The following is a 23,883-nucleotide window of genomic DNA, read 5'->3' as shown; positions in this document are numbered from 1 at the left end:
AATCAGCCCTTGGTGGCGCCCGCGGTCAGGCCGGCAATGTAGTAGTCCATTAAGAAGGCATAGATCACCACCGGCGGCAGCGCCGCGACCAGGGCGCCAGCCATGATCTGGCCCCAGGCGAAGGTATCCGCCCGCACGAGCTGGGAGACGACGCCGATGGTCAGCGGCATCTGGTCCGGCGTGGTGACGAAGGCGGTGGGATAGACGAAGGCGGCCCAGGACACGGTGAAGGCGAAGATCGTCGCGGCGATGATGCCGGGCAGCGCCACGGGAATGAAGATGCGCAGCAGCATCTGCGACCAGGACGCGCCATCGATCAGCGCCGCCTCGTCCAGTTCCTTCGGGATGGAGGTGAAGTAGCCGATCATGATCCAGGTGCAGAACGGCACCGTCAGCGTCGGATAGACCAGGATCAGGCCCCAGATCGAGTTCAGAAGGCCCAGCCCGCCGACGATCTGGTACAGCGGAATGAACAGCAGCGTGTCCGGCACCAGGTAGGTCAGGAACACGCCGGTCGCCAGCGCCTGGCTGCCGAAGAAGCGCATCCGCGCCAGGGCGAAGGCGGCGAGGATGGAAATCACCATGGTCAGCGCCACCACGAACAGCGTGATGACGATGCTGTTGAACATGAAGCGCTGGAACAGCGGGTTGAAGATGATGGCGCTGTAGTTGTCCAGCGTCGGGTCGCGCACCAGCCAGGGGCTGCCGATCTGGCTGGCGATCTCGCCGCTGCCCTTCAGGCTGGTGATGAACATGTAGAAGGGCGGCGCCATGAAGATGATGGCGGCGAAGACCAGCGAGATATACGCGACCCACAAGGCCCAGCGCCGTTCCTTTCGCAGGCTGCCGGCCAGGTGGTAGATGCCCTTCGGGGCTGCGCCTGCGGTGCTGGCCGACATCACATCTGTTCCTTGTTGCGCCGGGTGACGCTGCGCAGCACGAAGAAGGCGCAGAGGGCGAGGATCGGGAACATGAACAGCGACACCGCCGCACCGCGCGGGATGTTGCCGGACAGGATGCCCACCTGGAAGGCGTAGGAGGCGAACACATGCGTCAGGTCGCGTGGCCCGCCATTGGTCAGCACGCGGACGATGTCGTAATTCGCGAAGGTCACGATCAGGCTGAACAGCACGGTGATGGAGATGATGTTGGCCATCATCGGCAGCGTCACGTAGCGCAGCCTCTGGAACGATGAGGCGCCGTCGATCATCGCCGCTTCATACAGCTGCTCCGGCACCGATTTCAGCGCGGCCAGGTACATGATCATGAAGAAGGGCGCGCCGATCCAGACATTGACCATGATGATGGCGATGCGCGCCCACCAATGGTGGCCCAGCCACGGCACCTCCGGCACCGAGATCACGGCGAGCAGCCAGTTGATCGAGGAGTAGGAGGGGTCGAACATCCACCACCAGCCGAGCGTGGACAGCGCCGGCGGGATCACCCAGGGCACCAGCAGCATGCCGCGCCATTTGCGCTGCCCCTTGTCCGGGATGTGGTGCAGCATGTGCGCCAGCCAGAAGCCGATCGAGGCCTTCAGCACCACGGCGGTAATCGCGAAGAAGCAGGACTGGAACGCCACCATCCAGAAGGTGTCGCTCTCGAACAGCAGCTCGAAATTCAGCGTGCCGGCGAAGGCCGTCATTCGCCGGTTCAGCGTGGACAGGTAGATGGCATAGGCCGCCGGATAGGCGACCAGGCCGATGATGATGGCCAGCAGGGGCACCGTCATCAGGAAGGCGACGGTGGAACGCCTTCGCGCGAAGCGCTGCATGGCGTTGGCACGCCCGCGGCTTCTGCTCGCCATGCCGCCTGGGGCGTGGCTGCCATCGGCTACCATGAGGATCTCCCCTGCATCCTTGCAGGCGGGCGGCTGGTGCCGCCCACCTTTCGCGTAGCTCGCGCCGGCTTCAGCCGCCGCGGACGATGTTGGTCAGCTCGCGATGCAGCCAGTCCAGCGACTGGTCGATGGTCTCGCCACCCTGCGCGATGCGCGCCACCACCTTGGTGTTCAGCGCCTGCTGATAGGCCTGCACGGCGAATTCGGCCGGTGCCGGGGCCATGGCGATGCTGGCGGTGGCGTTGTGGTGCGCCCGCAGCGGGTAGTTGTAGACGGTGCCGACCGGCGGCCCTTCCTTCGCCCAGACCTCGAAGTTGTTCATGCTGACGAAGGGCGGGATGTCGTAGCCGTTGCTGGTGTTGGTCTGCTTCTCGGCGGAGGTCCGCTCGGACAGGAATTCCAGCAATTGCTTGGCCGGGCCCTTGTTGCGGCTGAACGACCAGATGCCCCAGAAATACGGCAGGTAGGGGGTGAAGCGCCCCTCCGGCCCGGCCGGCACCGGCACCGTCCAGCACTTTTCCGCCACCTGCGGCGCATCCCGCTTGGCCACCGCCCAGGCGGAGGGTGGGTTGAAGATCAGCGCGGAGCGGCCGGAGATCAGCGCCCGGTTGTTGGCGCCGTCATCCCAGGCCCAGACGTCGTTCGGCAGGAAGCGCGAGAGCTTCACCAGGTATTCCACCGCGGTCTTCAGCTTGGCGTTGCCCTGCACCGTCACCTTGCCTTCGCGGTCCATCATGGTGGCCCCGAAGGAGGCCATGATGGCGCCGACGGTATCCACCGCGTCGGTGAAGGACCCCATCGGCATGCCGAAGGGCACGCCCGCGGCGTGGCACTTCTCCGCTGCCGTCAGGAAGGTATCCCAGTTCCAGGTGTCGGCGCCCGGGCCGCGCGTGTCGTTCGCCGGCCACATGGCGCGGATGTCGATGCCCGCATGCTGTTCCATCAGGTCGAAGCGCACGCAGGCCGGCTTCATCTGTGTGCCCGACACCGCCGGAATCGCCACCCACTTGCCGCGGATCTTGCCGAGATATTCGGCGGCCGCGTTCACCGGGCCGTATTTCGCGGTCAGCCGGCCCATCACATCATCGAGCGGCTCCAGCATGTCGTACTTCGCCGCCGGCTCCCAGGTCGGGAAGGACAGGATGTCGTGGCCGGAGCGTGATTGCGCCTGGGCGGCGATGGTCAGCAGGTTCTGGTTGCCGACCGAGGTGATGAAGTCCACCTGGACATTCACGCGATTCCTCTCGCCCCATTCGGCGCAGAGTTCACGCATCGCGCCATTGCCGGCCGGAACCCAGTGGTCCCAGAAGCCGCAGCGCAAGGTCGTGGTGGGCTGTGCATGGACAGCGGGCGCCGCAAGCGTGCCTCCCGCGACCGTAGCCAAGGCACTGGCGCGCAGCACATCGCGCCTGGTCATCCTGTCGAATGCCATCCGAACCTCCTCCCTCGCGGCCGGTTATCCGGTCCGCTTTTGTCCCGGGTGCAGGTTAGTCAGGCCATGACGAGGCTTGCAACCGTCCATAACGTTGCTTCGACGATAGTTCTGCCCCAGTTGCCCAGGATTGACCAAATGGCGTGCAAGGCAGGACCATGCCGGCATGGACAGCCAGAATTTCGACGTACTCGTCATCGGGGCCGGCATTGCCGGCGCCACTGCCGCCGCCCATTGCGCGGCAACGCATCGCAGCACGGGCGGCCGTGTCGCGCTGATGGAGGCGGAGGAGACCGCCGGCTATCACAGCACCGGCCGGTCTGCCGCCATCTGGATCCAGAATTACGGCCCGCCCGATGTGCGGCGGCTGACCGCGGCCTCCCGCGCCTTCTTCGCCGATCCGCCCGCGGGCTTCGCCAGCGCGCCGCTGCTGGCGCAGCGCCCGGTGGTCACGCTGGCGCCGGCCGACCAGGAGGCCGCGCTGCAGGCGATGCTGGCGGCTGGCGAGGGGCTGGAGCCGCTGCCGCTTTCCGCCATCACCGCCATGGGACCGCCGCTGCGCGAGGGCTACGCCGTGGCGGCCGCCATCGAGCGTGATGCCTTCGACATCGATGTCGCCGCGCTCCATGCCGGCTTCCTCAAGGCAGCCCGACTGGCAGGCGGCGTGCTGGCCCTGCGGTCCCGCGCCGGGCGGATCTGGCATGAGAAGGGCCTGTGGCATGCCGCGGCCAGTGACGGCACGGTGTTCCGCGCGCCCGTTCTGGTGAACGCCGCCGGTGCCTGGGGGGATGAGGTGGCAATCCTGGCCGGGCTGGCACCGATCGGCTTGCAGCCGAAGCGCCGCACCGCGCTGATCATCGACCCGGGCGCGCAGGATTGCAGCCGCTGGCCGCTGATCGGCGATGCCGCGCATGGCTGGTACGTGCGGCCGGAGGCGCGGCGCAAGCTGATGCTGTCGCCGGCCGATGAGACGGACATGCCGCCGCATGACGTGCAGCCGGATGAGCTCGACATCGCCATCGCCATCGACCGCATGCAGCAGGCGCTGGATATTCCGGTGACGCGGGTGGAGCATCGCTGGGCAGGGCTGCGCAGCTTCACCCCGGATCGCAGCCTCGCCATCGGCTTCGACCGCCAGGCGCCGGGCTTCCTGTGGATGATCGGCCAGGGCGGCTACGGCATCCAGACCGCGCCGGCCGCGGGGCGGCTGGTGGCGGGCCTGGTCGCGGGTGCGGTGGCGGAGGAATTGCTGCCGGTGCTGCCGCTGGTCGATCCGAACCGCTTCGCGCAGGTGGCCGCGTGACCGTGGCGCTGCCGACACATGCCGATGTGCGGGCCGCCGCCGCCCGCATCGCGCCGCACATCATCCACACGCCGATGCTGCGGCACGCGCTGCTGGATGCGCTGACCGGCGGCACCATCCTGGTGAAGCCGGAGCCCTTGCAGCGCACCGGCAGCTTCAAGCTGCGTGGCGCCACCAACGCCGCGCTGCTGATGCCGGAGACGGCGCGCGAAGGTGGCGTGGTGACGCATTCCTCCGGCAATCACGGCCAGGCCACGGCCTGCGCCGCGGCGATGCTCGGCATGCGCGCGCTGGTCGCGATGCCGCAGGATGCGCCTTCCATCAAGGTGGAGAGCACGCGGCGCTGGGGCGCCGAGATCACCTTCTTCGACCGCAGGACGACGGACCGGGAGGCGCTGGCCGAACGTCTGGCGGCGGAACGTGGCGCCACCCTGCTGCCGCCCTTCGACCACCCGGACATCATCGCCGGCCAGGGCAGCCTGGCGCTGGAGTTGTTCGCCGATGCCGCGGCCGCCGGCCTCACGCTGGATGCGCTCGCGGTGTGTACCGGCGGCGGCGGGCTGATCGCCGGCTGCGCGCTGGCCGCCGAGGGTGCCTCCCCAGCCACGCGGATCTGGGCGGTGGAGCCGGAGGGCTGGGACGACACGCGCCTGTCGCTGGAAGCCGGCGAACGCATCGCCAATGACGGCGCGGGGGAGACGCTGTGCGATGCGCTGCTGTCCATGCGCCCCGGCGCGCTGACCTTCGCGGTGAACCAGCCGCGTCTGGCCGGCGCCGTGGTGGTGACGCCGGCGGAGGTTTTCGCGGCGATGCGCTTCGCCTTCGAACACCTCAAGATCGTCGCCGAGCCGGGTGGGGCCGTGGCGCTGGCCGCGGTGCTGGCGGGCAAGATCGAAGCCCGTGGCCGCACCGTCGGCGTCGTGGTCAGCGGCGGCAATGTGGACCCGGCGGTCTTCGCGCGGGCGCTTGCCGCATAGGGCACGTCTCAGGTCTGGCCGAACCGCCTGACCTGAGAAAGGCGCTGGAACAAAAGACGGGAGGCGTTCCGCCGTGCCTTGTCACGCTGGAGCGGTCCTAGCCCGGCGCGCGTGCCATCTGCCCGCGCTCGCTGCAGGCCCAGCCATGGCCGTGCACGAGCCCGTCATCATGGTCGATCTCCTGCCGCGTCGCCGGCGCTGGCGGGCGGTGGACCATGCGGCCACGTTCGCTGCAGGCCCAGCCATGGCTGTGCACCAGGCCGTCATCATACTGGTCATGCATCATGATCGTGTCTCCCTGTCGCGTTCAGTGGGCGGGTTCGGCATCGTGGAACTGGGCCGCCTCGGTGCTGGTGGCCAGCGCGGTGGTGCTGGCGGTGCCGCCGCTGGCGGCGGTGGCGACGGCGTCGAAATAGCCGACGCCGACTTCCCTCTGGTGGCGGATGGCGGTGAAGCCCTCGGCCTCGGCCGCGAATTCCGCCTGCTGCAATTCGGAATAGGCGCCCATGCCGCGTTCCGCATAGCCGCGGGCGAGCTGGAACATGGACAGGTTCAGGCTGTGGAAGCCGGCCAGCGTGACAAACTGGAATTTGTACCCCATCGCGCCCAGCTCGCGCTGGAACCGCGCGGCGGCCTCCACGCCCATCTTGCGCTGCCAGTTGAAGCTGGGTGAGCAGTTATAGGCCAGCATCTTGCCGGGGAATTCCCGGTGAATCGCCTCGGCGAAGTCGCGCGCATCGGCCAGGTCCGGGTCCGAGGTCTCCCACCACAGCAGGTCGGCATAGGGCGCATAGGCCAGGCTGCGGGCGATGGCGTAGGCCTTGCCCATGCCGGGCGTGATGCGGTGGAACCCCTCCGGCGTGCGCTCGCCGCTGATGAAGGGACGGTCCCGCGCATCGACATCGCTGGTCAGCAACTGCGCGGATTCGGCGTCGGTGCGGCACAGCAGCACCGTCGGCACCCCTTCTACATCCGCGGCCAGCCGCGCCGCGTTCAGCGTGCGGATGTGCTGGCTGATCGGAACCAGCACCTTGCCGCCGAGATGGCCGCATTTCTTCTCGCTGGCGAGCTGGTCCTCGAAATGCACGCCCGCCGCGCCGGCCTCGATCATCGCGCGCATCAGCTCATAGGCGTTGAGCGCGCCGCCGAAGCCGGCCTCGGCATCTGCGATGATCGGCGCCATCCATTGCGTGCTGTCTCCCTTGCCCTCCTGCACCGCGATCTGGTCGCAGCGGCGCAGCGCATTGTTGATGCGGCGCACCACACTCGGCACGGCATCGACCGGGTACAGCGACTGGTCGGGGTACATCTGCCCGGCCGTGTTGGCATCCGCCGCCACCTGCCAGCCGGAAAGATAAATCGCCTTCAGCCCGGCCTTCACCTGCTGCACCGCCTGCATGCCGGTCAGCGCGCCGAGCGTGTTCACGAAATCCTCGCTCTGCAACAGCTGCCACAGCCGCCGCGCGCCGCGATCGGCCAGGGTGTGCGCGACGCGGTAGCTGCCGGCGTGGCGCGCGACATCGGCGGGCGTGTAGTCGCGGCGGATGCCGTCGAAGCGGCCGGGCTGGGCGGGGCCGGTGCCATGGCCGCCATCGGGCGCGAGGCACGGCGCGGGAGAAGGACGCATGCGATGAACTCCTGGACTGAGCCGCGTCATCCGCGGGGCCTGTCAATAATTCACATTGCATCGCGAAAAATCCTCTGGAATCCTCGCCAGACCGCGGCAATCCTGTGAGGATCTTCACAGGCTTCCCGGCAAATCTGTAAAGATTGACAAAAATGGCCCGCCCCCTGATCGGCCGCACCATCCGCCGCCTGCGCGCCGAACAGCGCATGACGCAGCAGGCGCTGGCGATCCGCCTTGGCATTTCCGCCAGCTACCTGAACCTGATCGAGCACGATCAGCGCCCGGTCACCGCCAGCCTGCTGATCAAGCTCGGCCAGGTGCTGGCGCTGGACCTCGCCGCGCTCTCCGGCACCGAGGAACGGCAGGCGGAGGCGGGGCTGCGGGAGGTGCTGTCGGACCCGCTGCTGGGGCTGGCGGAGGTGCCGGAGGCGGAGATCGCGACGCTCGCCGGCAGCGCGCCACAGGCCGCCCGCGCCGTGCTGGCGCTGTATCGCGCCTGGCGCGTGGCGCGGGAGGATGCGTCAGGCATCGCGCTGCCCTCCGGCCGCCGGCTGCTGCTGCCGAATGAGGAGGCGCGCGACTTCTTCCACGACCGCGCCAACCATTTCGCCGAACTGGAACGGGTGGCCGAGACCCTCGGCGGCGAACTGCGCGCGGTGCCGGCGGAGATGAACCACGCGGTGGCCGAGAGGCTGCGCCGCACCCATGGCGTCACCGTCTCGGTCGGGCCGCTCGACGGCGCGCTGCGGCGCTACGATCCGGCACTGCGCCGCCTCGATCTGTCGGAGACGCTGCCGCGCGAAAGCCGCGGCTTCCAGATGGCATTCCAGCTGATGCTGCTGGAGGCGCGGGAAGCGGTGGAGGCGGTGATCGCCCCGGCCCAGCTTTCCAGCGCGGAGGCCATCGCGCTGGTCCGCATCGGCCTGCTGAACTACGCCGCCGCCGCGCTGCTGATGCCCTATGCCGCCTATCTCTCGGCCGCCCGCACGCTGCGGCATGAGGTGGAGGCGCTGGCGGCGCGCTTCGGGGTTTCCTTCGAACAGGCGGCGCACCGGCTTTCCACCCTGCAGCGGGCGGATGCGCGCGGCGTGCCGTTCTTCTTCCTGCGGGTGGACCCGGCGGGGAATGTGGACAAGCGCTTCTCCGCCGCCGGCTTCCCCTTCGCCCGCTTCGGCGGGTCCTGCCCGAAATGGATCGTCCATCAGGCCTTCGCCACGCCGGCCATGACACGGGTGCAGGTGGCGATGCTGCCGGATGGCGCGGCCTTCCTGTGCTTCGCGCGGACCATCGTGGCGCCGACCACGCATTGGGGGGAACCGGCGCCGATGCATGTGGTGGCGATGGGCTGCGACCTGTCCCGTGCCGCGGAGGTGGTCTATGCGGATGGGCTGGACCTGGCGCGCGCGGCCGTCGGCATCGGCCTGTCCTGCCGGCTGTGCGACCGCGCCGATTGCCGCAGCCGCGCCTTCCCGCCGCTGGAACACCGGCTGAACCTCGACCCCAATGAGGATGGCGCGAGCCCCTGGCGCTTCGACCCGGCACGCCGGGTCTAGAGCCCGCGGCCGGCGGCGCGGAAGGGATTTCCGGCCCGGCCACACCCCGGGGCGAAAACGCCCGTGACGCCGGCCCGCCGGCGTTCTCAAACGGTCCCTTAACCGCCACGCGCTATCTCCTCGTCCAGGCCCGCCCATGAGGGGCGCGCGGGGGCTGCACGGAGATCCATGGCCAAGGGCGGCAAGAACGGCGCGACGATCGTCATCAAGCGCATCGAGGAAGGCGAGCACGGGCACCATGGCGGCGCCTGGAAGGTGGCCTACGCCGATTTCGTGACGGCGATGATGGCCTTCTTCCTGCTGATGTGGCTGCTGAACGCCACCACGGAGGAACAGCGCCGGGGGCTGGCCGACTATTTCGCGCCGACCAACGTGATGGGCCAGAACCAGACCGGCAGCGGCCAGCCCTTCGGCGGCCGCACGCCGAACGAGACCGCCCAGGTCACCCAGAATGCCGGCGCCATCCGCCTGCAATTCGGCCCGCTGCCGGTGTTGGAGGATGTGGAGGTGGAGGAGGATGTCCCCACCGTCGCCCGCCCCGTGCCGATGCGGGAAGGCCCGGAAGGCGATGACGAGGAGGCCGCGCCGCGCCGCACCCGCCAGGCCCGCGCCGACCAGCCGCCCGGCGATGCCGACCCGCGCGAGGAAGCCCGCCAGGCCCGGATCGAGGCCGAGCGGCAGGAGGCGGAGGCGCGTGCCCTGTCCGATGCCGCGCTGCGCGCCGAGCATGAACGCCGCGAACGCGCCGAATTCGAGCGCGCGGCGGAGGAGATTCGGGCCGCGGTGGCAGAGGACCCGCTGCTGGCGGAACTCGCCAAGCAGATGATGGTGGAACAGGTGCAGGAAGGCCTGCGGATCCAGTTGGTGGATGCCGAGGGGCAGCCGATGTTCGCGCTCGGCGGCAGCGCGCCGAATGACCGGGCCCGGCAATTGCTGGCGCGCGTCGCGCAGGTGATCAACCGCCTGCCGCACCGCATCGCCATCGCCGGCCATACGGATGCAACGCCGTTCCGTGGCGGCGGCGACCGTTCCAACTGGGACCTGTCGGCGGAACGCGCCAATGCGACGCGGCGCCTGCTGACGGAGGCGGGGCTGGTGGAAGCGCGCATCCGCAGCGTCACCGGCAATGCGGAGCGTGACCTGCTGGTGCCGGAGACGCCGAACGCCGCGGCCAACCGCCGCGTCTCCATCACCCTGCTGCGTGATCCAGCGCCCACCACGCCTGCGCCCCAGCAGCAGCCGCCGCCGCGGCCAGCAAGGACCACCGCGCCATGACCACGATCGGCGGCCTGGTCTTCCTGCTGGCCATGGTGTTCGGCGGCTACATGATCTCCGGCGGCAAGTTCGGCATCATCCTGAAGTCGCTGCCCTATGAGATGATGATGATCGGCGGTGCGGCCGTGGGCGCCCTGATCATGGGCAACAGCATGCATGGCGTGAAGCACACGCTCGGCGGCTTCGGCAAGATCATCAAGGGGGAACGCTTCCACAAGCACGAATACGTCGATCTGCTGTCGCTGCTGTACTGGTTCGTGCGCCTGGCGCAGACCAAGGGCGCGATGGCGCTGGAGGCGCATATCGAGAAACCCTCCGAAAGCCCGGCCTTCCAGAAATTCCCGAAGATCATGGCGGACAAGACCGCGCTGGCGATGATCTGCGACTACCTGCGCATGGTCGGCATGAATGCCGACGACCCGCATCAGATCGAAGACATCATGTCCAAGGAGCTGAAGAAGGTGCGGGCGGAGGAGCTGCATGTGGCGCACACCTTCCAGACCACGGCGGATGCGCTGCCCGCGCTCGGCATCATCGCGGCCGTGCTCGGCGTCATCAAGACGATGGCCTCGATCGACAGCCCGCCGGCGGTGCTCGGCGGCATGATCGGCGGCGCGCTGGTCGGCACCTTCCTCGGCATCCTGCTGGCCTATGGCGTGATGGGCCCGATGGCGACGCGGCTGAACGGCGTGATCGAGGAGGATTGCAAATACTACGAGGTGATCCGCGCCGTGCTGGTGGCGCATCTGCACGGCAATGCGCCGCAGGTGGCGGTGGAGGCTGGGCGCAAGACCGCACCCAGCCATTCCATGCCAAGCTTCGCGGAACTGGAGGAGGCGTTGCAGAACCTCCAGATCGGCTGATCGGGCGGCCTCACCCCGGCCCGATCACCCGCCCGGTCCCGGCCTCCACCAGCAGCCGGCGCTGCGTCGCGCGGCGGTGCAGCGTCAGGCGCAGGCGGCCGGCATCGGCCCCCTCGCCCCGCTCCACCACGGAATAGACATGCCCGGCCCGCAGATCGGCCAGGAAGGACTCCAGTTCCACCCCGAGCAGCGCCGCCGCCTGGGGCGCGGTGAGCACCACATCCCCGGCGGCGTCGAACTCCACCTGCCGCGGCAGGTCTGCGGGCCAGGGTTCGGTCATGGCAGCTTCCTCATGCGACAGGTTGACCGGGCGGCGCGGGATGGGCATCCGGGGGGCATGACCCAGACCCCACCTGCCCTCGCCCTTGGTCCCGACCTCGATCCGGATGGCGCAGCCTATCATGCGCTGCTTGGCCTGACCCTGGTACACTGGGAGGAGGGCCTGGCCCGCCTCGCCTGCATCGCCGGCGATGCGCATCGCAACCGGTCGGGCATCATTCATGGCGGGCTGATCCTGTCGATGATCGACCAGGCGGCCGGCTATGCCGGGCTGTGGTGCAGCGTGCCCGGCAATGTCCGCAAGGCGGTGACGCTGGACCTGGATTGCCGATTCACCGGCCAGGTGAAGGGCGGGCGGCTGATTGCCGAAGGCAAGGTGGCGCAGCGTGGCCGCAACATCTTCTTCTGCCGGACGGAGGTATTCGACGAGGCCGGCCAGATGGTCGCCTTCGGCGCCTCCACCCATCGCTGGCGCGCCGGCAGCGAGACGCATGAGGGCCAGCCGGCCTGACCACCCGGCGGCCGGCGCGGGCCGGACCGTTCAGCCGCTGGCCCGTTTCAACCGCTGGCCCGCGCGCCGTGCACCGCCGCCAGGCGGCACCCGCGCTGGGCGGGGCGCTTCACCGCTGGGCGATCGCCGGCTCCAGCTTTGCGGGCTCCGGCTTTGCCGGCTCCAGGGTCGCCAGCGCCGCCTCGGGTCCGGCCAGGATTTCGATGAGGCGCGCGATGTCGATGCGCTCCAGGCCACCGGGTGTCGCCGCCAGGCGCCGGAGTTGCGCGACGGCGTCGCGCAATGTGCTGTCGAAGGTGCTTTCCTGGCCAAGCCGGCGACCCACCGCTTCCAGCCGCCGCAGGTCGCGTGCCGCCGATTCCAGCATCGTCACCACCGCATCCTCGGCCGGTGGCCCGGCGGCGGCGGTGGCGGCCGGCATGAGCAGCCGTTCCACCAGCGCGCCGGCGAAATGCGCGTGGCAGGACTGGCTGGTATCGCGCCGCAGGGTGGCCGCCTGCCGCCGGCGCGCCTCCCGCACCGCCGCATTGTCGGAAACGTCCAGATCCGCGAGGCGGCGCGCGAGCAGCGCCGCGGCCTTCGCCATCTCGCCGGCGGTTGTCGCGGCGGCCACCGCCGCGGCATTTTCTGCCAGCATGCTGGTCAGTTCCCGCTCCGCCAGCGGATGGATCTGTGCCGACAGGCTGGCCGCGAGCGTCGCAACCTGCCCGGGCGTGAGCGACGCGCGCAGCAGCAGGGTCAACCCGGCCGCGAGCGGCCCGGCACCCTCGGCGACCAGCGGGGCAAGCGCCGCCCGTGCCAGCGCCAGCGCATCCGTCGTGCCGGCCAGGGCGGCCGCCCGCGCCTGCCACAGCGGCACGGCGTGGCGCCAGATGGCCGTGCAAAGGCCCAGGACCGGCGCCGCCGCCGAAGCCGGCAGGCCGGCCGCCACCCAGCCACGCGGCATCTGCGTATGGGCCAGCACGCCAGCCGCGGGCCAAAGCCGGGCGCCGAGGGCGGCGACGACGGCATGGTCCTCATGGCTATGGCCCAGGGCGGCGGCCGCGATCTCCTCCGCCAGCCTGGGCAGGGTCGCGCTGACCAGGTCGGCGATCGGGGCGATGGCGCTGCGCGGAATGCGCTGCGACCCGGGCCGCCAACCGGATGGCGGGTCGATCACCGTGTCCAGCGGCAGGAACAGCAGCCGGGACAGGCGCAGCGGCCGTGCCGGCGCCAGGCGCCGCAGCCGCGGCCGCACGCTGTCCAGCACCTGGTCGATCACGCTGCGGTCCTGCAGGCCATCCAGCATGGCGACCACCCGCCCCAGCGAGTGATCCGGCGCCTGCAGCAGCGCCAGGCGCAGCTGGCGGGCCTGGCCGCCGAGCAGGCTCATGGCGCGAGGCACCTCAAGCCCTCGTTCCGCTCTGCCAGATCCACCTGGCTGCCGCTGCCCCAGGCCGGGCTTGGGCGCACCAGGCGCCGGGTGCGGAGCAGCGTGTCCCAGTCGGGGCGCGCGCCGGGCCAGTGCTCGGTCTCCAGCGGCGGCACCGGCAGCAGGGACACCACCTCCGGCAGCACCGCGCCGCGTCCGGCCGGGCCGGCAGCGGCCCACAGCGTCTCGATCATGCTCCAGCCATCCAGCACCCACTCCACCCGGGACGCCAGTTCCGCCAGCAGGGGCAGAACCTCCTCCTGCCGCGCCTCGCCGCGCACCAACCGGTCCAACAGGTCGGCGACAAGGCACCAGAGCGCCTGCAGGGACGCATCCGCAAGCAGCAGCGTCAGTCGCGCGGCGCCCAGCAGGATGGCAGCGCCACGTTGCTCCGTCGGGGTCCGCGCCACCTGGCTCCACGCCGCGATGCTGCCGCAAAAGGCTTCCAGCGCGACGATGGCCTGGGGCATCGCGGCCGAAGGTTCGCAATCCGAAAGCTGGCCCGGCCCGGTGCCGGTCTGCGCCAGGATCGCCACCATCGGCGCCACCAGTTCGGCCGCGCCAGGGCCGATGGGCCGCAAGCGCGCCGCCAAGCTGTTGCGCAGCGCATCGCGCACAGCCTCCTGCTGCCGAATGGCAACCAGGACTGCGGCCTTCGCCGCGCGGCCTGCATAGCCGCCCCGGGCAACCTCCCGCGCCGCGGCGCGCACCAGGGCGGGCGTCGGCCGTTCGTGGGATGCGATCCGGTCCCAAAGCTGCCGGTCATGCAGCGAGGGCGCGCAATGCAGCAGGCAGGCGTCCCAGCCCATGACATAGACGCCGCGGCCACTCAGCGCCGGCAGCACTATTTCGGCCGGCCCACACGAAACCCGCCGCAGCCGGGCGCCGGACAGCATCGGCGCGGTGAAGGACACCGCGCAGCCGCGCTCCGCAAAGCTGGCCTGCCGTTCCGGCAGGTTGGCCGCGAAACCCTCGACGGTCGATCGCATGTTGAGCATCGGAAGCCAGCATGCGGCAGCCCGATGAACGAAGCGTTCCCAAACCGGGCAAAACGGCGGCCCGGCCGGGGGGTTGGGCTTCAGCCCCTGCGCTGGTCCAGCCGCATGCGCGGCTCATCCGACATGTCGAGGCCCCGCTCATCCCAGGCGTAATGGGCCATCAGCACCAGCTTGGCGGCGTAGTAGTCGGTCGCGTCGGGCACCCGTGGCAGCGCCTCGACCCGCCCGGAGCCGGCCTGGGCCGCCATGGTGAGCTGGGCCACCGCCTGGATACCGGCCGTGGCAGCATAAGGCGCTGTCGCGCCCGTGCGCAGATCCACCCAGGCCGGCATCTGGCGCCAGCCAGGATCGCCCCAGAAATCGGCGCAGGCCCGCAGGGCCGGCTCCCGCAGATGGGCGCCCCAGATCAGGTGCAGTGGCACCCGCACCGCATCCCAGGAAAATCGCGACGGCCAGGGGCTGGCCGGGGTTGGGCTGCGGCCATCCCGCGGCAGGCGGAGCCAATCCGGCGGCAGGCCCCAGCGGCCGAAGCGCGCCTGCTGCAGCATGCGCAGACCGCCGCGGCACAGCGCGTCCCAGGCGGGATCGGGGAAGGCGCGGTCCAGCGCCCGCAAGGCGCCGAACAGCCAGTAGGACGGGTTCACCACGATGTGGTCGGCATGGACGAAGCCGAAGGCGCCGGGCAGCAGCAGCCGGTCGGCGCCCGCAGAAGTGGATCCGGTGGAAAGGGTGCACAGGCGCAGCAGGTCCCGGGCGATCTGCCCGGCCAAGGCCTTGTGGTTCGGGTCGCCCCAGCGCTCATGTCCCAGCAGCAGGCCCCAGGCGATCAGCAGGTCACCGTCGCTGGCATTGTTCGGGTCATCGACCGGCACAGCCGCGCCGGGTGTGTAGCGCCAGGCATACAGCGCATCGCTGGGCCGCCGCAGCGCGCCCTGGGTCCAGGCGAGAATGCGATCGAAGCTCGCACGGTCATGGTGCCGCGCCGCGAAGATCAGCCCGGTGCCCTGCCCCTCACTGTGCGAGACGTTGCGATTGCCCGAATCGGTCACCCGGCCGTCGCGCTGGACCCAGCGACCGCGAAAATTGGCCCAATCCGCCTGGTCTCTCTCCGCCTTCTGGCGCGCGCCCGCGGGCGGCGGCAGCGAGATATGTTGGGAAGGCGGCGCGGCTTGCTGCGCAAGTCCCGGCTGCGACACCCCGAGGCCGATCACCAGCCCAGCCCAACCGCGGCGACCATGGGCCACGGCCACTCGGCGCGGATTGACTTGAATGTGAGTCATCCCCCACCCCGTCGATAACCCTGTTTTTGTAAATGTTCTTTAAGCGTAAGGCAACGCCCCTCTCCCACAATGGGATAGTCGAGCCACGATGCTCCCAAGCCACGTTTACTTTCTCGAAACAATTTGCTGAGATGCTCCGAGTTACACTTTTCTAGCGTGAGCTAAAAAATGACGTCAGCCGCTCGTAGACGGCTTCTGTCCGTCGGAACTGCCCACCTCCTTGCGGTTCTTATCCCGTTTGGCGGCGACGCGCAGGCGACGACGCCTGAGCATCCACCACCGCCCCCTGTGCTGGTGCAAGACGCGCTGCCGCCCGTGCTCGTGCAAGACGCGCTGCCGCCCGTGCCGGTACGGGGCGCGCGATCGGCCATGCTGGTGCGGGATGCGCTGGCGGCCATGCCGAACCTGCACTTGGCAGGCCAAATGCCCCTTCCCGGCGGCCTGACTCTCCACCTTGCGGTGCCGGCCGGGGACCTCTGCAGCCCGCAGGCCGTCTGGCTGCTCTGCCCCGGCCTGCGTCTGGCCAGCCGCGGCACCGGCGCGGAGGCCCTGGTCATGGCCGCTTGGCACACCAGCCTGCCGGAAGCCCCGATGTCGCTCGCCGCGCTCCGTCAGGCGGCCAGGGAACGCCACGGTCCGCCGACAGTGGAGGAACGTACCATTGAGACGCGATGGGGCCTCAATCTGGTGCAGCACCGCATGCGCTGGACCATGGCCGGACTAAACGCGCCCCTGCATCTGGAGGCGGTGTTCGTGCTTGATGACGCAGGCGCGGCGGAGGACGCTGAAGCGACAGAGCCAGCGCCGAACGTGCAGCGCATCGGCTGGTCCGCTACTTTGGCGTCGGCGGCGGCAGAATAGCAGCAGCCGGCTTCAGGCGGCGGCGCGGTTCAGCAACGGGCGCATCTGCCGGAACAGCGCCTCCACCTCCGCCCGCTGGGCATGCGCGGTGCCGGATTGCGCCACGGTCGCGCCACCCGCGGCGCTGCCCCAGGCGAAGGCATCCTCCGCCGTCGCGCCGCGCGCCAGTGCCAGGGTCATGGCGGCGACGAAGCTGTCACCCGCCCCGGCGGCGCCCCGCACCGGCACATCCGGCGCGGGCAGCCGCCACACCCGCGCCGCGCTCGCCAGCACCGCGCCGCGATGGCCCAAGGTCACCGCCACCAGCCGCGCCGCGCCGGATTGCGCGAGTTGCAGCGCCGCTGCCTCCTGTTCCGCCGATTCCGGCAATTTGCGGCCGACCAGCGCCTCGAACTCCCCCAGGCTGGGCTTGATGAGGTCGAGCCCACCGGCCGCCACGGCAGCGCGCAGCGGGGCGCCGGAACTGTCCACCACCACGCGCTGGCCGCGGGCGCGGGCCTCCGCCGCGGCGATCGCGAAGAAATCCTCCGGCATGCCGCGCGGCAGGCTGCCGCTGAGCACCAGCCAGTCGCCACCCGCCTCGGCCAGCGCGGCGAGGGCTGCGCGCCACTCGGCTTCCGTCACCTCCGGCCCTTCCGGCACAAAGCGATATTCCAGGCCGCTGGAGGTATCCTGCACGATATGGCTGATGCGGGTGCGGCCGGTGATCTCCACGGTCCGGCGCGGCACGCCTGCCGCATCGATCAATTCCTCGATGAAGCGGCCGGTGACGCCGCCGGCCAGCACCACGGCCAGCGTCGCCCCGCCCAGTTCGCGCACCACGCGGGCGACATTCACGCCGCCGCCGCCGGGATCGAAGCGTTCATTGGTGGTGCGGATCTTCCGCACCGGGCGCACCGCCTCCGCCTCGCAGGCGAGATCGACGGAAGGGTTGGCGGTGAGGGTGGTGATCAGGGGGTCGGTTGCCATGCGGATAGCCTGCCTCAATCGGGCCGTGGGCGCGAGGGTGGGGGCTCAGCCGGGCCAGGCCAGCACCGCCACCAGGGTCAGCACCCCGCCGAGCGCCACCACCAGCGCGGCCGCCGGCAGGGTGCGGCGCAGCACCTCCCCCTCCCGCCCGCCGAGGCCAACCGTGGCGCCGCCGGCCACGATATTGTGCGGGCAGATGATGTTGCCGATGGCCGCGCCAAAGCCCTGCGCGGCCAGCAGCGGCAGCACCGGCAGGGAGAGCGCCGTGGCGGTGGCGATCTGAAAATCCGTCAACAGGATGTTCGATGCGGTGGCGGAGCCGGTGACGAAGGTGCCGAGCGCGCCGGTGGCCGCCGCGAATACCGGCCAGCCCTGGCCAGCCAGCGCCGCCGCGGCCTGCGCCAGGGATGCGATCATGCCGGAATGCACCATCAGCCGCGCCAGACACAGCATCAGCAGCAGCGCCAGCAACACCGCCGGCAGCCGCGCCAGCGCGCGCCCGGCCGCCTGCGCCAGTTCCGCCGGGCGCCGGCGCCGCCAGATCGCGGCCAGGGCCAGGCTGGCCAGCAGCAGCGTGCCCGGGTGGTACAGCGGCGCGACGCTGCCGCTGAAGGCGCCATCGGCCAGCGACCAGTCCAGCGTGACGCCGGCCAGCGCCTGGCGTAGCGGCGGCAGCAGCCGCGTCGCCAGGATCAGCCCGAGCAGCAGCAGGTAGGGCAGCGCCGCACGCAGCAATTCACGGCCGCTGGGCCCAGATTCCTTGGACCCAGACTCCGTGGCCTCGGCCGGTGGGCGGCGCGGCAGCGCGGCGGCGAAGGCGAGGCCGCCGATCAGCGCGCCCCCCAGCGTCGGCAGTTCCGGGCCGACGAAGATGGCGATGGCGGTGAAGGGCAGCAGGAAGGCGAAGGCCGCGCCGAGCGCCAGGCGCAGGCTGGCCGCGCCCGCCATGTGGCGCAGCGACAGCGCCATGGTCCAGCCGCAGGCCGCGTGCAGCAGCGCCGTGGCGCCGGACAGCGCCAGCGGGTCCAGCCCGCTGGCCGCCACCTGCGGCACCACCGGGGTGCCGACCGCGCCGAAGGACACGCCCACCGCATGGCCCACCAGCGCCATGGCCACCGCCTGGGCCGGGGGGAAGCCCAGCCCGACCAGGATCGGTGCCGCCAGCACCACCGGCGTGCCGAAGCCGGCCGCGCCTTCCGCGAACAGGGCGAAGAACCAGGCCACCAGCAGCGCCGTCACGCCGCGATCCGCCGAAAGCCGCAGCAGCGCGCGGCGCAGGGTTTCCGTGCCGCCATTGGCCTGCTGCCATTCGTGCAGCATCAGCGCAGGCGCCACCACCCAGATGATGGTCAGGGTGGAAAACCCGGCCTCCGCCGCCACGCCGCCCAGGGCGCCAACGGTCCCGCCGGCGGCTTCCGGCCCCTGCCAGCCGAACACCAGCAGCGCCACCGGCAGGGCGGCCGCGCCGCCCGCCAGCCCGGCCGTCACGGCGCCCCAGCCCAGCCCGGCCATCAGCAGCACGACCAGCCCGATCGGCAGCAAGGCGGCAGCGGCCTGCCCCATCCCTAGCGGCGCCCCATCGGGGCACCAGAAGCGGCCCGCGTCATGATCATCCGGCGTTCTTCCCGCATATTACCCGCCCGGCCGGGCGAGAGGTTACCGATACCCTGCCCAAAGGCGCCTGGCACCCCGCGACTCCGCGGCCCGGCCTGGCGGCAAGCTGCGCGGCATGACGCGCCAGCGCGTTGATTTTCGTCAATGTGCGGACCCGCCCATCCGGTCAATGCTGCGCCGAAGCCCCCGCGAGGAATCCCCATGCCCACCACCCAACCCCGCACCATCCTGTTGGCGACCGACCTCAGCAGCCGCTGCGACCGTGCGCAGCACCGCGCCATGCTGCTGGCAAAGGGCTGGGGGGCGAAGCTCTGCATCCTGTATGTGATGCCGAACGAGGGCCCGCCCGACCTGCCATCCTGGCGCCGCGACCCAGCCGGCACCGAGGCGCGGGCAGAGCGGCAGATCCGCACCGATCTGGCAGGCCACGGCACCGCGTGCGAGGTGATTCTGGCGCGCGGCGATGCGGCGGAGACCATTCTCGCCCAGGCCACAGCGCAGGAGGCCGGGCTGATCGTCACCGGCGTGGCGCGGAACGAGATGCTGGGCCGCGCCGCGCTGGGCGCGATCGTCGACCAGCTGGTCAGCCAGGCCCCGGTGCCGGTGCTGGTGGTGAAAGGAAGGCCGCGCGGCGCCTATGCGGAGATCCTGGTGGCGACCGATTTCTCCGAATCCGCGCGCCAGGCGCTTCAGGCGGCGCTGCATCTGTTCCCCGAGGCCCGCATCACGGTGTTCCACGCCTACCAGATACCCTTCGAGGGCTTCGTCGGCCACGACGCCAGCCGGGGGGAGATGCACAGCCTGGCAGTGGCGGAGCTGGAGGCGTTTCTGCAGCATGTGCAGGCGCCGCCGGGCTGGCGCGCGCGTGTCACGCCGCTGGTGGAATATGGCGAGGCTGGCGCGCTGATCGCGGATTACGTACAGGCACGCGACATCCCGCTCGTGGTACTCGGCACGCAGGGCCGCAGCGGCCTCGCTCGTTTTCTGGTCGGCAGCACCGCCAAACGCCTGCTGGCCACCCTGCCCTGCGACACCATGACGCTGCGCCAACCGGGCTGAACCAGCCCCAGCCGGAGATATTCATGCAGATCGTTGTTTTCAGCGCCAAGCCTTATGACCGCCAGTTTCTCGACGCCGCCAATGCCGCGTGCGGCTCGCCGCATGTCCTCACCTATCTGGAAGCACGGTTGTCGCCGGAAACCGCGGCGCTGGCGAATGGTGCGCAGGCGGTCTGCGCCTTCGTCAACGACCAGGCCGATGCCGCGGTGCTGGTTGATCTCGCCGGCCGCGGCATCCGCATCCTGGCACTGCGTTCGGCCGGCTTCAACAATGTGGATCTTGTGGCGGCACAACGCCTCGGCATCACCGTGGCGCGGGTGCCAGCCTATTCGCCGGAATCGGTGGCGGAGCATACGGTGGCGATGATGCTGTCGCTGAACCGCCACATCCACCGCGCCTACGCCCGCGTGCGGGAGGGAAACTTCGCACTCGACGGGCTGCTCGGCTTCGACATGCACGGCCGCACCGCCGGCATCGTCGGCACCGGGCGCATCGGCCTGGCGGTGGCGCGCATCCTTCGCGGCTTTGGCTGCCGGCTGCTGGCGCATGACCCCTACCCGGCCGAGGAAGGTGCCGCGCTGGGTCTCGAATATGTCGATGTGCCGACGCTGCTGGCGCGGTCCGACATCGTCACGCTGCATTGCCCGCTGACGCCGGCGACGCATCATATGATCGATGCGGCCGCGATCGCGCAGATGCGGCGCGGCGCCATGCTGATCAACACCAGCCGCGGCGCCATCGTCGATACCCGCGCCGTGATCGCCGGGCTGAAATCCGGCGCCATCGGCCTGCTCGGCCTCGATGTCTATGAGGAGGAGGCCGACCTGTTCTTCGAGGATCTGTCCGGCCAGATGCTGCAGGACGACATCTTCGCCCGGCTGCTGACCTTCCCCAATGTGCTGGTCACCGCACACCAGGCCTTCTTCACGACGGAGGCGCTGACGGCGATCGCCGAGACCACCATCGGCAACATCACCGCCTTCGCCGAGACCGGGCAGGCGCTGCATGCGGTCTCGACCGAGAAGCTGGCCTGAAAGGGGCGGGGGGCGCCCGGCAGGGCCGGGGGCCGCCCCCGGGGCAAGGTCGCGTTCCGCTGCGCCGCGGTTGGTCTCACCGGGCACCCAGGTCCGCCCCGCGGGCCTGTCGCCTGACGCATGATTACGCCCCGCAACGCTTCGTAGCCAAAAGAAGGTGGCCCCGGCGCCCGGGTGGGACCAAAGAACAGGGGCGCTGCCTCCCCGGCGTCACAGCCAAGGTCCATACTCCCCCGCATGTCCTCCCTCCCCGCCGCCCGCCGCAGCCTGATCCGTGCCTCTGCCCTGCTCGGCCTGGGGGGTCTGGCCGGTGCCTGTAGCGCGCGGATCGACCCCGCCAGCTCCGGGCTGCGGCTGCCCACGCTGTTCCGGGCGGCGAATGCGGAGCCGGTGCCGGGCGCGATGCGCTGGCCGGATGCCAGCTGGTGGCAGGCCTTCCGCACACCGCAGCTGGATGCGCTGATGCGCGCCGCCATGGCCGGGAACCTGGATCTGGCCATCGCCGTGGCGCGGCTGCGCCAGGCGGATGCGGAGGTGCGGATTTCCGGCGCCTCGCTGCTGCCCAGGGTGGATGCGGATGCCTCCGCCGGCCGCGCGCGGGGCACCAGCCGCAACCTGAATGCCGCCGGCAGCGCGGGCAATCGCTTCGATACGGGCTTCTCCGCCAGCTACGAGGTGGATTTCTGGGGCCGCAACCGGGCGATCCTGGAAAGCGCCCGGTCTTCCGCCACCGCCGCGCGCTTTGCCATCGGCGTCACCGCACTCAGCACGCAATCGGCGGTGGCGAATGCGCTGTTCAACGTGCTCGGCGCGCAGGAACAGCTTGAGATCCAGCGCGGCAACCTGGAGGTCGCGACCCGCAACCTCTCCATCCTGCGCCAGCGGGTGGCCGTCGGTACCGCCACCGGCCTCGATGTGGCGCAGCAGGAAACCGCGGTGGCGCAGCAGCGCGCCGCCATCCCGCCGCTGCAGCAGATTGCCGAACAGAACAGCTTCGCCCTCGGCACGCTGACCGGCGTGGCGCCGGGCGAGATCGATATCCGCGCCGTGCGGCTGGAGGAGATCGTCGTGCCGGTGATCGAGCCGGGCCTGCCCTCCGAGGTGCTGGCGCGGCGCCCGGATGTGCAACTGGCCGAGGCCAACCTCGCCGCCGCCAACGCCAATGTCGCCGCCGCCCGCGCCGCGCTGTTCCCGACCATCGCGCTGACTGGCAGCGGCGGGTTGCAGAGCCTGGCGCTGGAGACGCTGCTGCGACCGGGCTCCACCGTCTACAGCCTGGCCGCCGGCATCACCGCGCCGATCTTCAATGCCGGATCACTGCGCGCCCAGGTGGAGCAGTTCAGCGCCCGCCAGGCGGAGCTGCTGGCGGAGTATCAGCGCACCATCCTGGTGGCGCTGCAGGATACCGAGACCAGCCTGTCCGCACTGCGCCGCACCAGTGAATCAGTGCAATTGCAACGCGTGCGGGCGGAAGCGGCGCAGCGCGCCTATGCCATCGCGGAGGCACAGTTGCAGGCTGGCACGGTGGATTTGCTGACGGTGCTGAGCGTGCAGTCCAGCCTGTTCAGCGCCCGCAACGCCGTGGCCCAGGCGCTGGGCGACCGGCTGCAGGCTGCCGCCGCGCTATTCACGGCCTTGGGAGGCGGCTGGACCTATGCCGCCCTCGCGGCCGCACCATCTGCCCAACAGGCGGCCCCCGGCGGCGGAGCGAGCGTGGCGCGATGAACGATCTTCCCCGGCCGCCCCAGGCGGAAATCCCCAAGGCCTCCCAGCCCGCAGCACCCCGGCGCAGGCGCCGCACGGTCTGGGTCTGGCTCGGGCTGCTGCTGCTGGCCGGCGCCGGGGGCTGGTATGGCTGGCAGCAGGGCTGGTTCGGTGGCACCACCAGCACCACCGCACCGGCCGGGCCACGCCGTGGCATCGGCGGACCGGCCATCCCGGTCACCGCCGCGACCGCGACGGTGGAGAACCTGCCGATCATGCTCGATGCGCTGGGCACCGTGCAGGCCTCCAGCACCGTGACCATCGTGCCGCAGGTCTCCGGCCGCATCACCGAGATCCTGTTCCGGGAAGGGCAGGACGTGACGGCGGGCGAGGTGCTGGTGCGGATCGATGCGCGCAGCTACCAGGCGGCGCTGGACCAGGCGGTGGCGACGCGGGCGCAGCGCCAGGCGCAATTGGCCAATGCCCAGCGCGACCTGCAGCGCTACATCCAGCTCGCCCGCAGCAGCGGCACATCCCAGCAGGTGCTGGATACGCAGCGCGCCACGGTGGCGCAGCTGGAAGCGCAGTTGCAATTCGACCAGGCGACGATCGACAACGCCCAGGCGCAGCTGGACGACACCACCATCCGGTCCCCGATCGATGGCCGCATCGGGCTGCGGCAGGTGGATGTGGGCAATTTCGTGCAGTCCAGCAGCACCACGGGCATCGTGGTGGTGACGCAGCTTCGCCCCGTCGCGGTGAACTTCACCCTGCCGCAGCAGACCCTGCCGGAGGTGATGGAGGCGTTGCAGGCCGGTGCGGTGCCGGTGGAAGCCCGGCTGGCCGAATCGGCGCCGCCGCGGCTGGATGGCAGCGCGCCGCTGCCCAACCCGATCGGCCGCCTAGTGACAGTGGACAACCAGGTGGATGCCAGCACCGGCACCATCCGGCTGAAGGCGGAATTCGACAATGCCGATCTGCGCCTGTGGCCGGGCGCCTTCGTCAATACGCGCATCCAGGTGGCAACCCTGCGGGATGTGGTGGTGCTGCCGCTGGTGGCCGTGCAGCGCGGGCCGCAGGGGCCCTTCGCCTTCGTGGTGCGCGACGACAACACCGTGGAACAGCGGCCGCTGACGCTCGGTACCATTGCCGGGCAGCAGGCGGTGGTGTTGCGCGGGATGCGGCCGGGTGAGCGGGCCGTCTCCTCCGGCGCGCTGCGCCTGGTCTCCGGCAGCACGGTGCAGGTGGCGGAGCCGGTGGTGCCGGTGGCGGTGCCGCGCCAGGTGCGCCGGC

The 23,883-nt window shown here is 70.6% G+C and carries 22 protein-coding genes; 11 read left to right on the top strand and 11 right to left on the bottom strand.

Annotation, left to right across the window (positions count from 1 at the left end; translation table 11 throughout):
* Positions 1 to 2: 2 nt before the first annotated feature.
* The 3 genes from Q8S40_RS21665 to Q8S40_RS21655 all read right to left on the bottom strand — a co-directional run bounded on the left by Q8S40_RS21665 (position 3) and on the right by Q8S40_RS21655 (position 3,272).
* Positions 3 to 899 (bottom strand): carbohydrate ABC transporter permease, encoded by an 897-nt coding sequence (locus Q8S40_RS21665; protein ID WP_304811834.1) that lies wholly within the window; start codon positions 897 to 899, stop codon positions 3 to 5.
* Positions 899 to 1,774: a carbohydrate ABC transporter permease gene (locus tag Q8S40_RS21660; protein WP_305672062.1), complete on the bottom strand. Its 876-nt coding sequence runs from the start codon at positions 1,772 to 1,774 to the stop codon at positions 899 to 901. Before Q8S40_RS21660 ends, Q8S40_RS21665 begins: the two co-directional genes overlap by 1 nt.
* A gap of 136 nt (positions 1,775 to 1,910) precedes the next feature.
* Entirely contained in the window at positions 1,911 to 3,272 is a 1,362-nt protein-coding gene (locus Q8S40_RS21655) for an ABC transporter substrate-binding protein (protein WP_305672061.1), read from the bottom strand.
* Positions 3,273 to 3,438: 166 nt separating this feature from the next.
* Here Q8S40_RS21655 and Q8S40_RS21650 point away from each other — a divergent pair, with 166 nt between their 5' ends.
* Positions 3,439 to 4,575, top strand: coding sequence for an FAD-binding oxidoreductase (locus Q8S40_RS21650; protein ID WP_305672060.1), 1,137 nt, complete (start codon positions 3,439 to 3,441; stop codon positions 4,573 to 4,575).
* Positions 4,576 to 4,577: 2 nt separating this feature from the next.
* On the top strand, positions 4,578 to 5,552 hold the full coding sequence (locus Q8S40_RS21645) for a threonine/serine dehydratase (RefSeq protein WP_371136872.1): 975 nt from the start codon (positions 4,578 to 4,580) through the stop codon (positions 5,550 to 5,552).
* 97 nt (positions 5,553 to 5,649) lie between these two features.
* On the opposite strand, the gene Q8S40_RS21640 is transcribed toward Q8S40_RS21645, so the two are convergent.
* Both Q8S40_RS21640 and aceA read right to left on the bottom strand, forming a co-directional pair.
* On the bottom strand, positions 5,650 to 5,838 hold the full coding sequence (locus Q8S40_RS21640) for a hypothetical protein (protein WP_304811822.1): 189 nt from the start codon (positions 5,836 to 5,838) through the stop codon (positions 5,650 to 5,652).
* Positions 5,839 to 5,859: 21 nt separating this feature from the next.
* Positions 5,860 to 7,179 (bottom strand): isocitrate lyase, encoded by a 1,320-nt coding sequence (gene aceA / locus Q8S40_RS21635; protein WP_305672058.1) that lies wholly within the window; start codon positions 7,177 to 7,179, stop codon positions 5,860 to 5,862.
* 152 nt (positions 7,180 to 7,331) lie between these two features.
* Between aceA and Q8S40_RS21630 the strand changes: the two genes are divergently transcribed.
* The 3 genes from Q8S40_RS21630 (at position 7,332) to motA (ending at position 10,870) form a co-directional block, all read left to right on the top strand.
* Positions 7,332 to 8,732, top strand: coding sequence for a short-chain fatty acyl-CoA regulator family protein (locus Q8S40_RS21630; protein ID WP_305672057.1), 1,401 nt, complete (start codon positions 7,332 to 7,334; stop codon positions 8,730 to 8,732).
* A gap of 168 nt (positions 8,733 to 8,900) precedes the next feature.
* A complete protein-coding gene (locus Q8S40_RS21625) occupies positions 8,901 to 10,007 on the top strand; it encodes a flagellar motor protein MotB (RefSeq protein ID WP_305672056.1) in 1,107 nt (368 codons plus the stop codon).
* Positions 10,004 to 10,870 carry a flagellar motor stator protein MotA gene (gene motA, locus Q8S40_RS21620; RefSeq protein ID WP_304811813.1) on the top strand — a complete coding sequence of 289 codons (867 nt, stop codon included), beginning with the start codon at positions 10,004 to 10,006 and terminating at the stop codon, positions 10,868 to 10,870. The genes Q8S40_RS21625 and motA overlap by 4 nt, the downstream gene beginning before the upstream one ends.
* A gap of 10 nt (positions 10,871 to 10,880) precedes the next feature.
* Here the strand turns inward: motA and Q8S40_RS21615 are convergent, their stop codons facing one another.
* A complete protein-coding gene (locus tag Q8S40_RS21615) occupies positions 10,881 to 11,198 on the bottom strand; it encodes a DUF6522 family protein (RefSeq protein WP_305672055.1) in 318 nt (105 codons plus the stop codon).
* Positions 11,199 to 11,207: 9 nt separating this feature from the next.
* Between Q8S40_RS21615 and Q8S40_RS21610 the strand changes: the two genes are divergently transcribed.
* Positions 11,208 to 11,660, top strand: a complete 453-nt coding sequence (locus Q8S40_RS21610) for a PaaI family thioesterase (protein ID WP_304811808.1) — start codon at positions 11,208 to 11,210, stop codon at positions 11,658 to 11,660.
* Between the two features lie 109 nt (positions 11,661 to 11,769).
* Here the strand turns inward: Q8S40_RS21610 and Q8S40_RS21605 are convergent, their stop codons facing one another.
* The 3 genes from Q8S40_RS21605 to Q8S40_RS21595 all read right to left on the bottom strand — a co-directional run bounded on the left by Q8S40_RS21605 (position 11,770) and on the right by Q8S40_RS21595 (position 15,313).
* Positions 11,770 to 13,032 carry a hypothetical protein gene (locus Q8S40_RS21605; protein WP_305672054.1) on the bottom strand — a complete coding sequence of 421 codons (1,263 nt, stop codon included), beginning with the start codon at positions 13,030 to 13,032 and terminating at the stop codon, positions 11,770 to 11,772.
* The gene (locus Q8S40_RS21600) at positions 13,029 to 14,060 is read right to left on the bottom strand and encodes a hypothetical protein (protein WP_305672053.1); all 1,032 of its coding nucleotides are present in this window, start codon (positions 14,058 to 14,060) and stop codon (positions 13,029 to 13,031) included. Before Q8S40_RS21600 ends, Q8S40_RS21605 begins: the two co-directional genes overlap by 4 nt.
* A gap of 89 nt (positions 14,061 to 14,149) precedes the next feature.
* Positions 14,150 to 15,313 (bottom strand): glycosyl hydrolase family 8, encoded by a 1,164-nt coding sequence (locus Q8S40_RS21595; RefSeq protein WP_305672052.1) that lies wholly within the window; start codon positions 15,311 to 15,313, stop codon positions 14,150 to 14,152.
* Between the two features lie 330 nt (positions 15,314 to 15,643).
* On the opposite strand from Q8S40_RS21595, the gene Q8S40_RS21590 reads away from it, so the two are divergent.
* On the top strand, positions 15,644 to 16,210 hold the full coding sequence (locus Q8S40_RS21590) for a hypothetical protein (RefSeq protein WP_305672051.1): 567 nt from the start codon (positions 15,644 to 15,646) through the stop codon (positions 16,208 to 16,210).
* Between the two features lie 12 nt (positions 16,211 to 16,222).
* Here the strand turns inward: Q8S40_RS21590 and Q8S40_RS21585 are convergent, their stop codons facing one another.
* Entirely contained in the window at positions 16,223 to 17,179 is a 957-nt protein-coding gene (locus Q8S40_RS21585) for a 1-phosphofructokinase family hexose kinase (protein ID WP_305672050.1), read from the bottom strand.
* Positions 17,180 to 17,224: 45 nt separating this feature from the next.
* Positions 17,225 to 18,742 carry an L-lactate permease gene (locus Q8S40_RS21580; RefSeq protein WP_305672049.1) on the bottom strand — a complete coding sequence of 506 codons (1,518 nt, stop codon included), beginning with the start codon at positions 18,740 to 18,742 and terminating at the stop codon, positions 17,225 to 17,227.
* Positions 18,743 to 18,994: 252 nt separating this feature from the next.
* Between Q8S40_RS21580 and Q8S40_RS21575 the strand changes: the two genes are divergently transcribed.
* From Q8S40_RS21575 to Q8S40_RS21560, 4 genes are all read left to right on the top strand, one after another.
* Positions 18,995 to 19,852 carry a universal stress protein gene (locus Q8S40_RS21575; protein ID WP_305672048.1) on the top strand — a complete coding sequence of 286 codons (858 nt, stop codon included), beginning with the start codon at positions 18,995 to 18,997 and terminating at the stop codon, positions 19,850 to 19,852.
* 23 nt (positions 19,853 to 19,875) lie between these two features.
* A complete protein-coding gene (locus Q8S40_RS21570; protein WP_305672047.1) occupies positions 19,876 to 20,886 on the top strand; it encodes a 2-hydroxyacid dehydrogenase in 1,011 nt (336 codons plus the stop codon).
* Between the two features lie 237 nt (positions 20,887 to 21,123).
* A complete protein-coding gene (locus tag Q8S40_RS21565) occupies positions 21,124 to 22,611 on the top strand; it encodes an efflux transporter outer membrane subunit (protein ID WP_305672046.1) in 1,488 nt (495 codons plus the stop codon).
* The coding region (locus tag Q8S40_RS21560) for an efflux RND transporter periplasmic adaptor subunit (RefSeq protein WP_305672045.1) at positions 22,608 to 23,883 on the top strand (1,276 nt) is incomplete at its 3' end. The genes Q8S40_RS21565 and Q8S40_RS21560, both read left to right, overlap by 4 nt.

Source organism: Falsiroseomonas sp. (genome assembly GCF_030695085.1).
Taxonomy (GTDB): domain Bacteria; phylum Pseudomonadota; class Alphaproteobacteria; order Acetobacterales; family Acetobacteraceae; genus Falsiroseomonas.
The sequence above is the reverse complement of the archived record's forward strand: the minus strand, read 5'-3'. Positions and strand labels throughout refer to the sequence as shown.

What these genes read in the sequence shown, in the direction of transcription:
- Q8S40_RS21665 (WP_304811834.1), bottom strand. Translation starts at nt 899, where the DNA reads ATGTCGGCCAGCACCGCAGGCGCAGCCCCGAAGGGCATCTACCACCTG.
- Q8S40_RS21660 (WP_305672062.1), bottom strand. Translation starts at nt 1,774, where the DNA reads ATGCAGCGCTTCGCGCGAAGGCGTTCCACCGTCGCCTTCCTGATGACG.
- Q8S40_RS21655 (WP_305672061.1), bottom strand. Translation starts at nt 3,272, where the DNA reads ATGGCATTCGACAGGATGACCAGGCGCGATGTGCTGCGCGCCAGTGCC.
- Q8S40_RS21650 (WP_305672060.1), top strand. Translation starts at nt 3,439, where the DNA reads ATGGACAGCCAGAATTTCGACGTACTCGTCATCGGGGCCGGCATTGCC.
- Q8S40_RS21640 (WP_304811822.1), bottom strand. Translation starts at nt 5,838, where the DNA reads ATGATGCATGACCAGTATGATGACGGCCTGGTGCACAGCCATGGCTGG.
- aceA (WP_305672058.1), bottom strand. Translation starts at nt 7,179, where the DNA reads ATGCGTCCTTCTCCCGCGCCGTGCCTCGCGCCCGATGGCGGCCATGGC.
- Q8S40_RS21630 (WP_305672057.1), top strand. Translation starts at nt 7,332, where the DNA reads ATGGCCCGCCCCCTGATCGGCCGCACCATCCGCCGCCTGCGCGCCGAA.
- Q8S40_RS21625 (WP_305672056.1), top strand. Translation starts at nt 8,901, where the DNA reads ATGGCCAAGGGCGGCAAGAACGGCGCGACGATCGTCATCAAGCGCATC.
- motA (WP_304811813.1), top strand. Translation starts at nt 10,004, where the DNA reads ATGACCACGATCGGCGGCCTGGTCTTCCTGCTGGCCATGGTGTTCGGC.
- Q8S40_RS21615 (WP_305672055.1), bottom strand. Translation starts at nt 11,198, where the DNA reads ATGCCCATCCCGCGCCGCCCGGTCAACCTGTCGCATGAGGAAGCTGCC.
- Q8S40_RS21610 (WP_304811808.1), top strand. Translation starts at nt 11,208, where the DNA reads ATGACCCAGACCCCACCTGCCCTCGCCCTTGGTCCCGACCTCGATCCG.
- Q8S40_RS21605 (WP_305672054.1), bottom strand. Translation starts at nt 13,032, where the DNA reads ATGAGCCTGCTCGGCGGCCAGGCCCGCCAGCTGCGCCTGGCGCTGCTG.
- Q8S40_RS21600 (WP_305672053.1), bottom strand. Translation starts at nt 14,060, where the DNA reads ATGCGATCGACCGTCGAGGGTTTCGCGGCCAACCTGCCGGAACGGCAG.
- Q8S40_RS21585 (WP_305672050.1), bottom strand. Translation starts at nt 17,179, where the DNA reads ATGGCAACCGACCCCCTGATCACCACCCTCACCGCCAACCCTTCCGTC.
- Q8S40_RS21580 (WP_305672049.1), bottom strand. Translation starts at nt 18,742, where the DNA reads ATGGGGCAGGCCGCTGCCGCCTTGCTGCCGATCGGGCTGGTCGTGCTG.
- Q8S40_RS21575 (WP_305672048.1), top strand. Translation starts at nt 18,995, where the DNA reads ATGCCCACCACCCAACCCCGCACCATCCTGTTGGCGACCGACCTCAGC.
- Q8S40_RS21570 (WP_305672047.1), top strand. Translation starts at nt 19,876, where the DNA reads ATGCAGATCGTTGTTTTCAGCGCCAAGCCTTATGACCGCCAGTTTCTC.
- Q8S40_RS21565 (WP_305672046.1), top strand. Translation starts at nt 21,124, where the DNA reads ATGTCCTCCCTCCCCGCCGCCCGCCGCAGCCTGATCCGTGCCTCTGCC.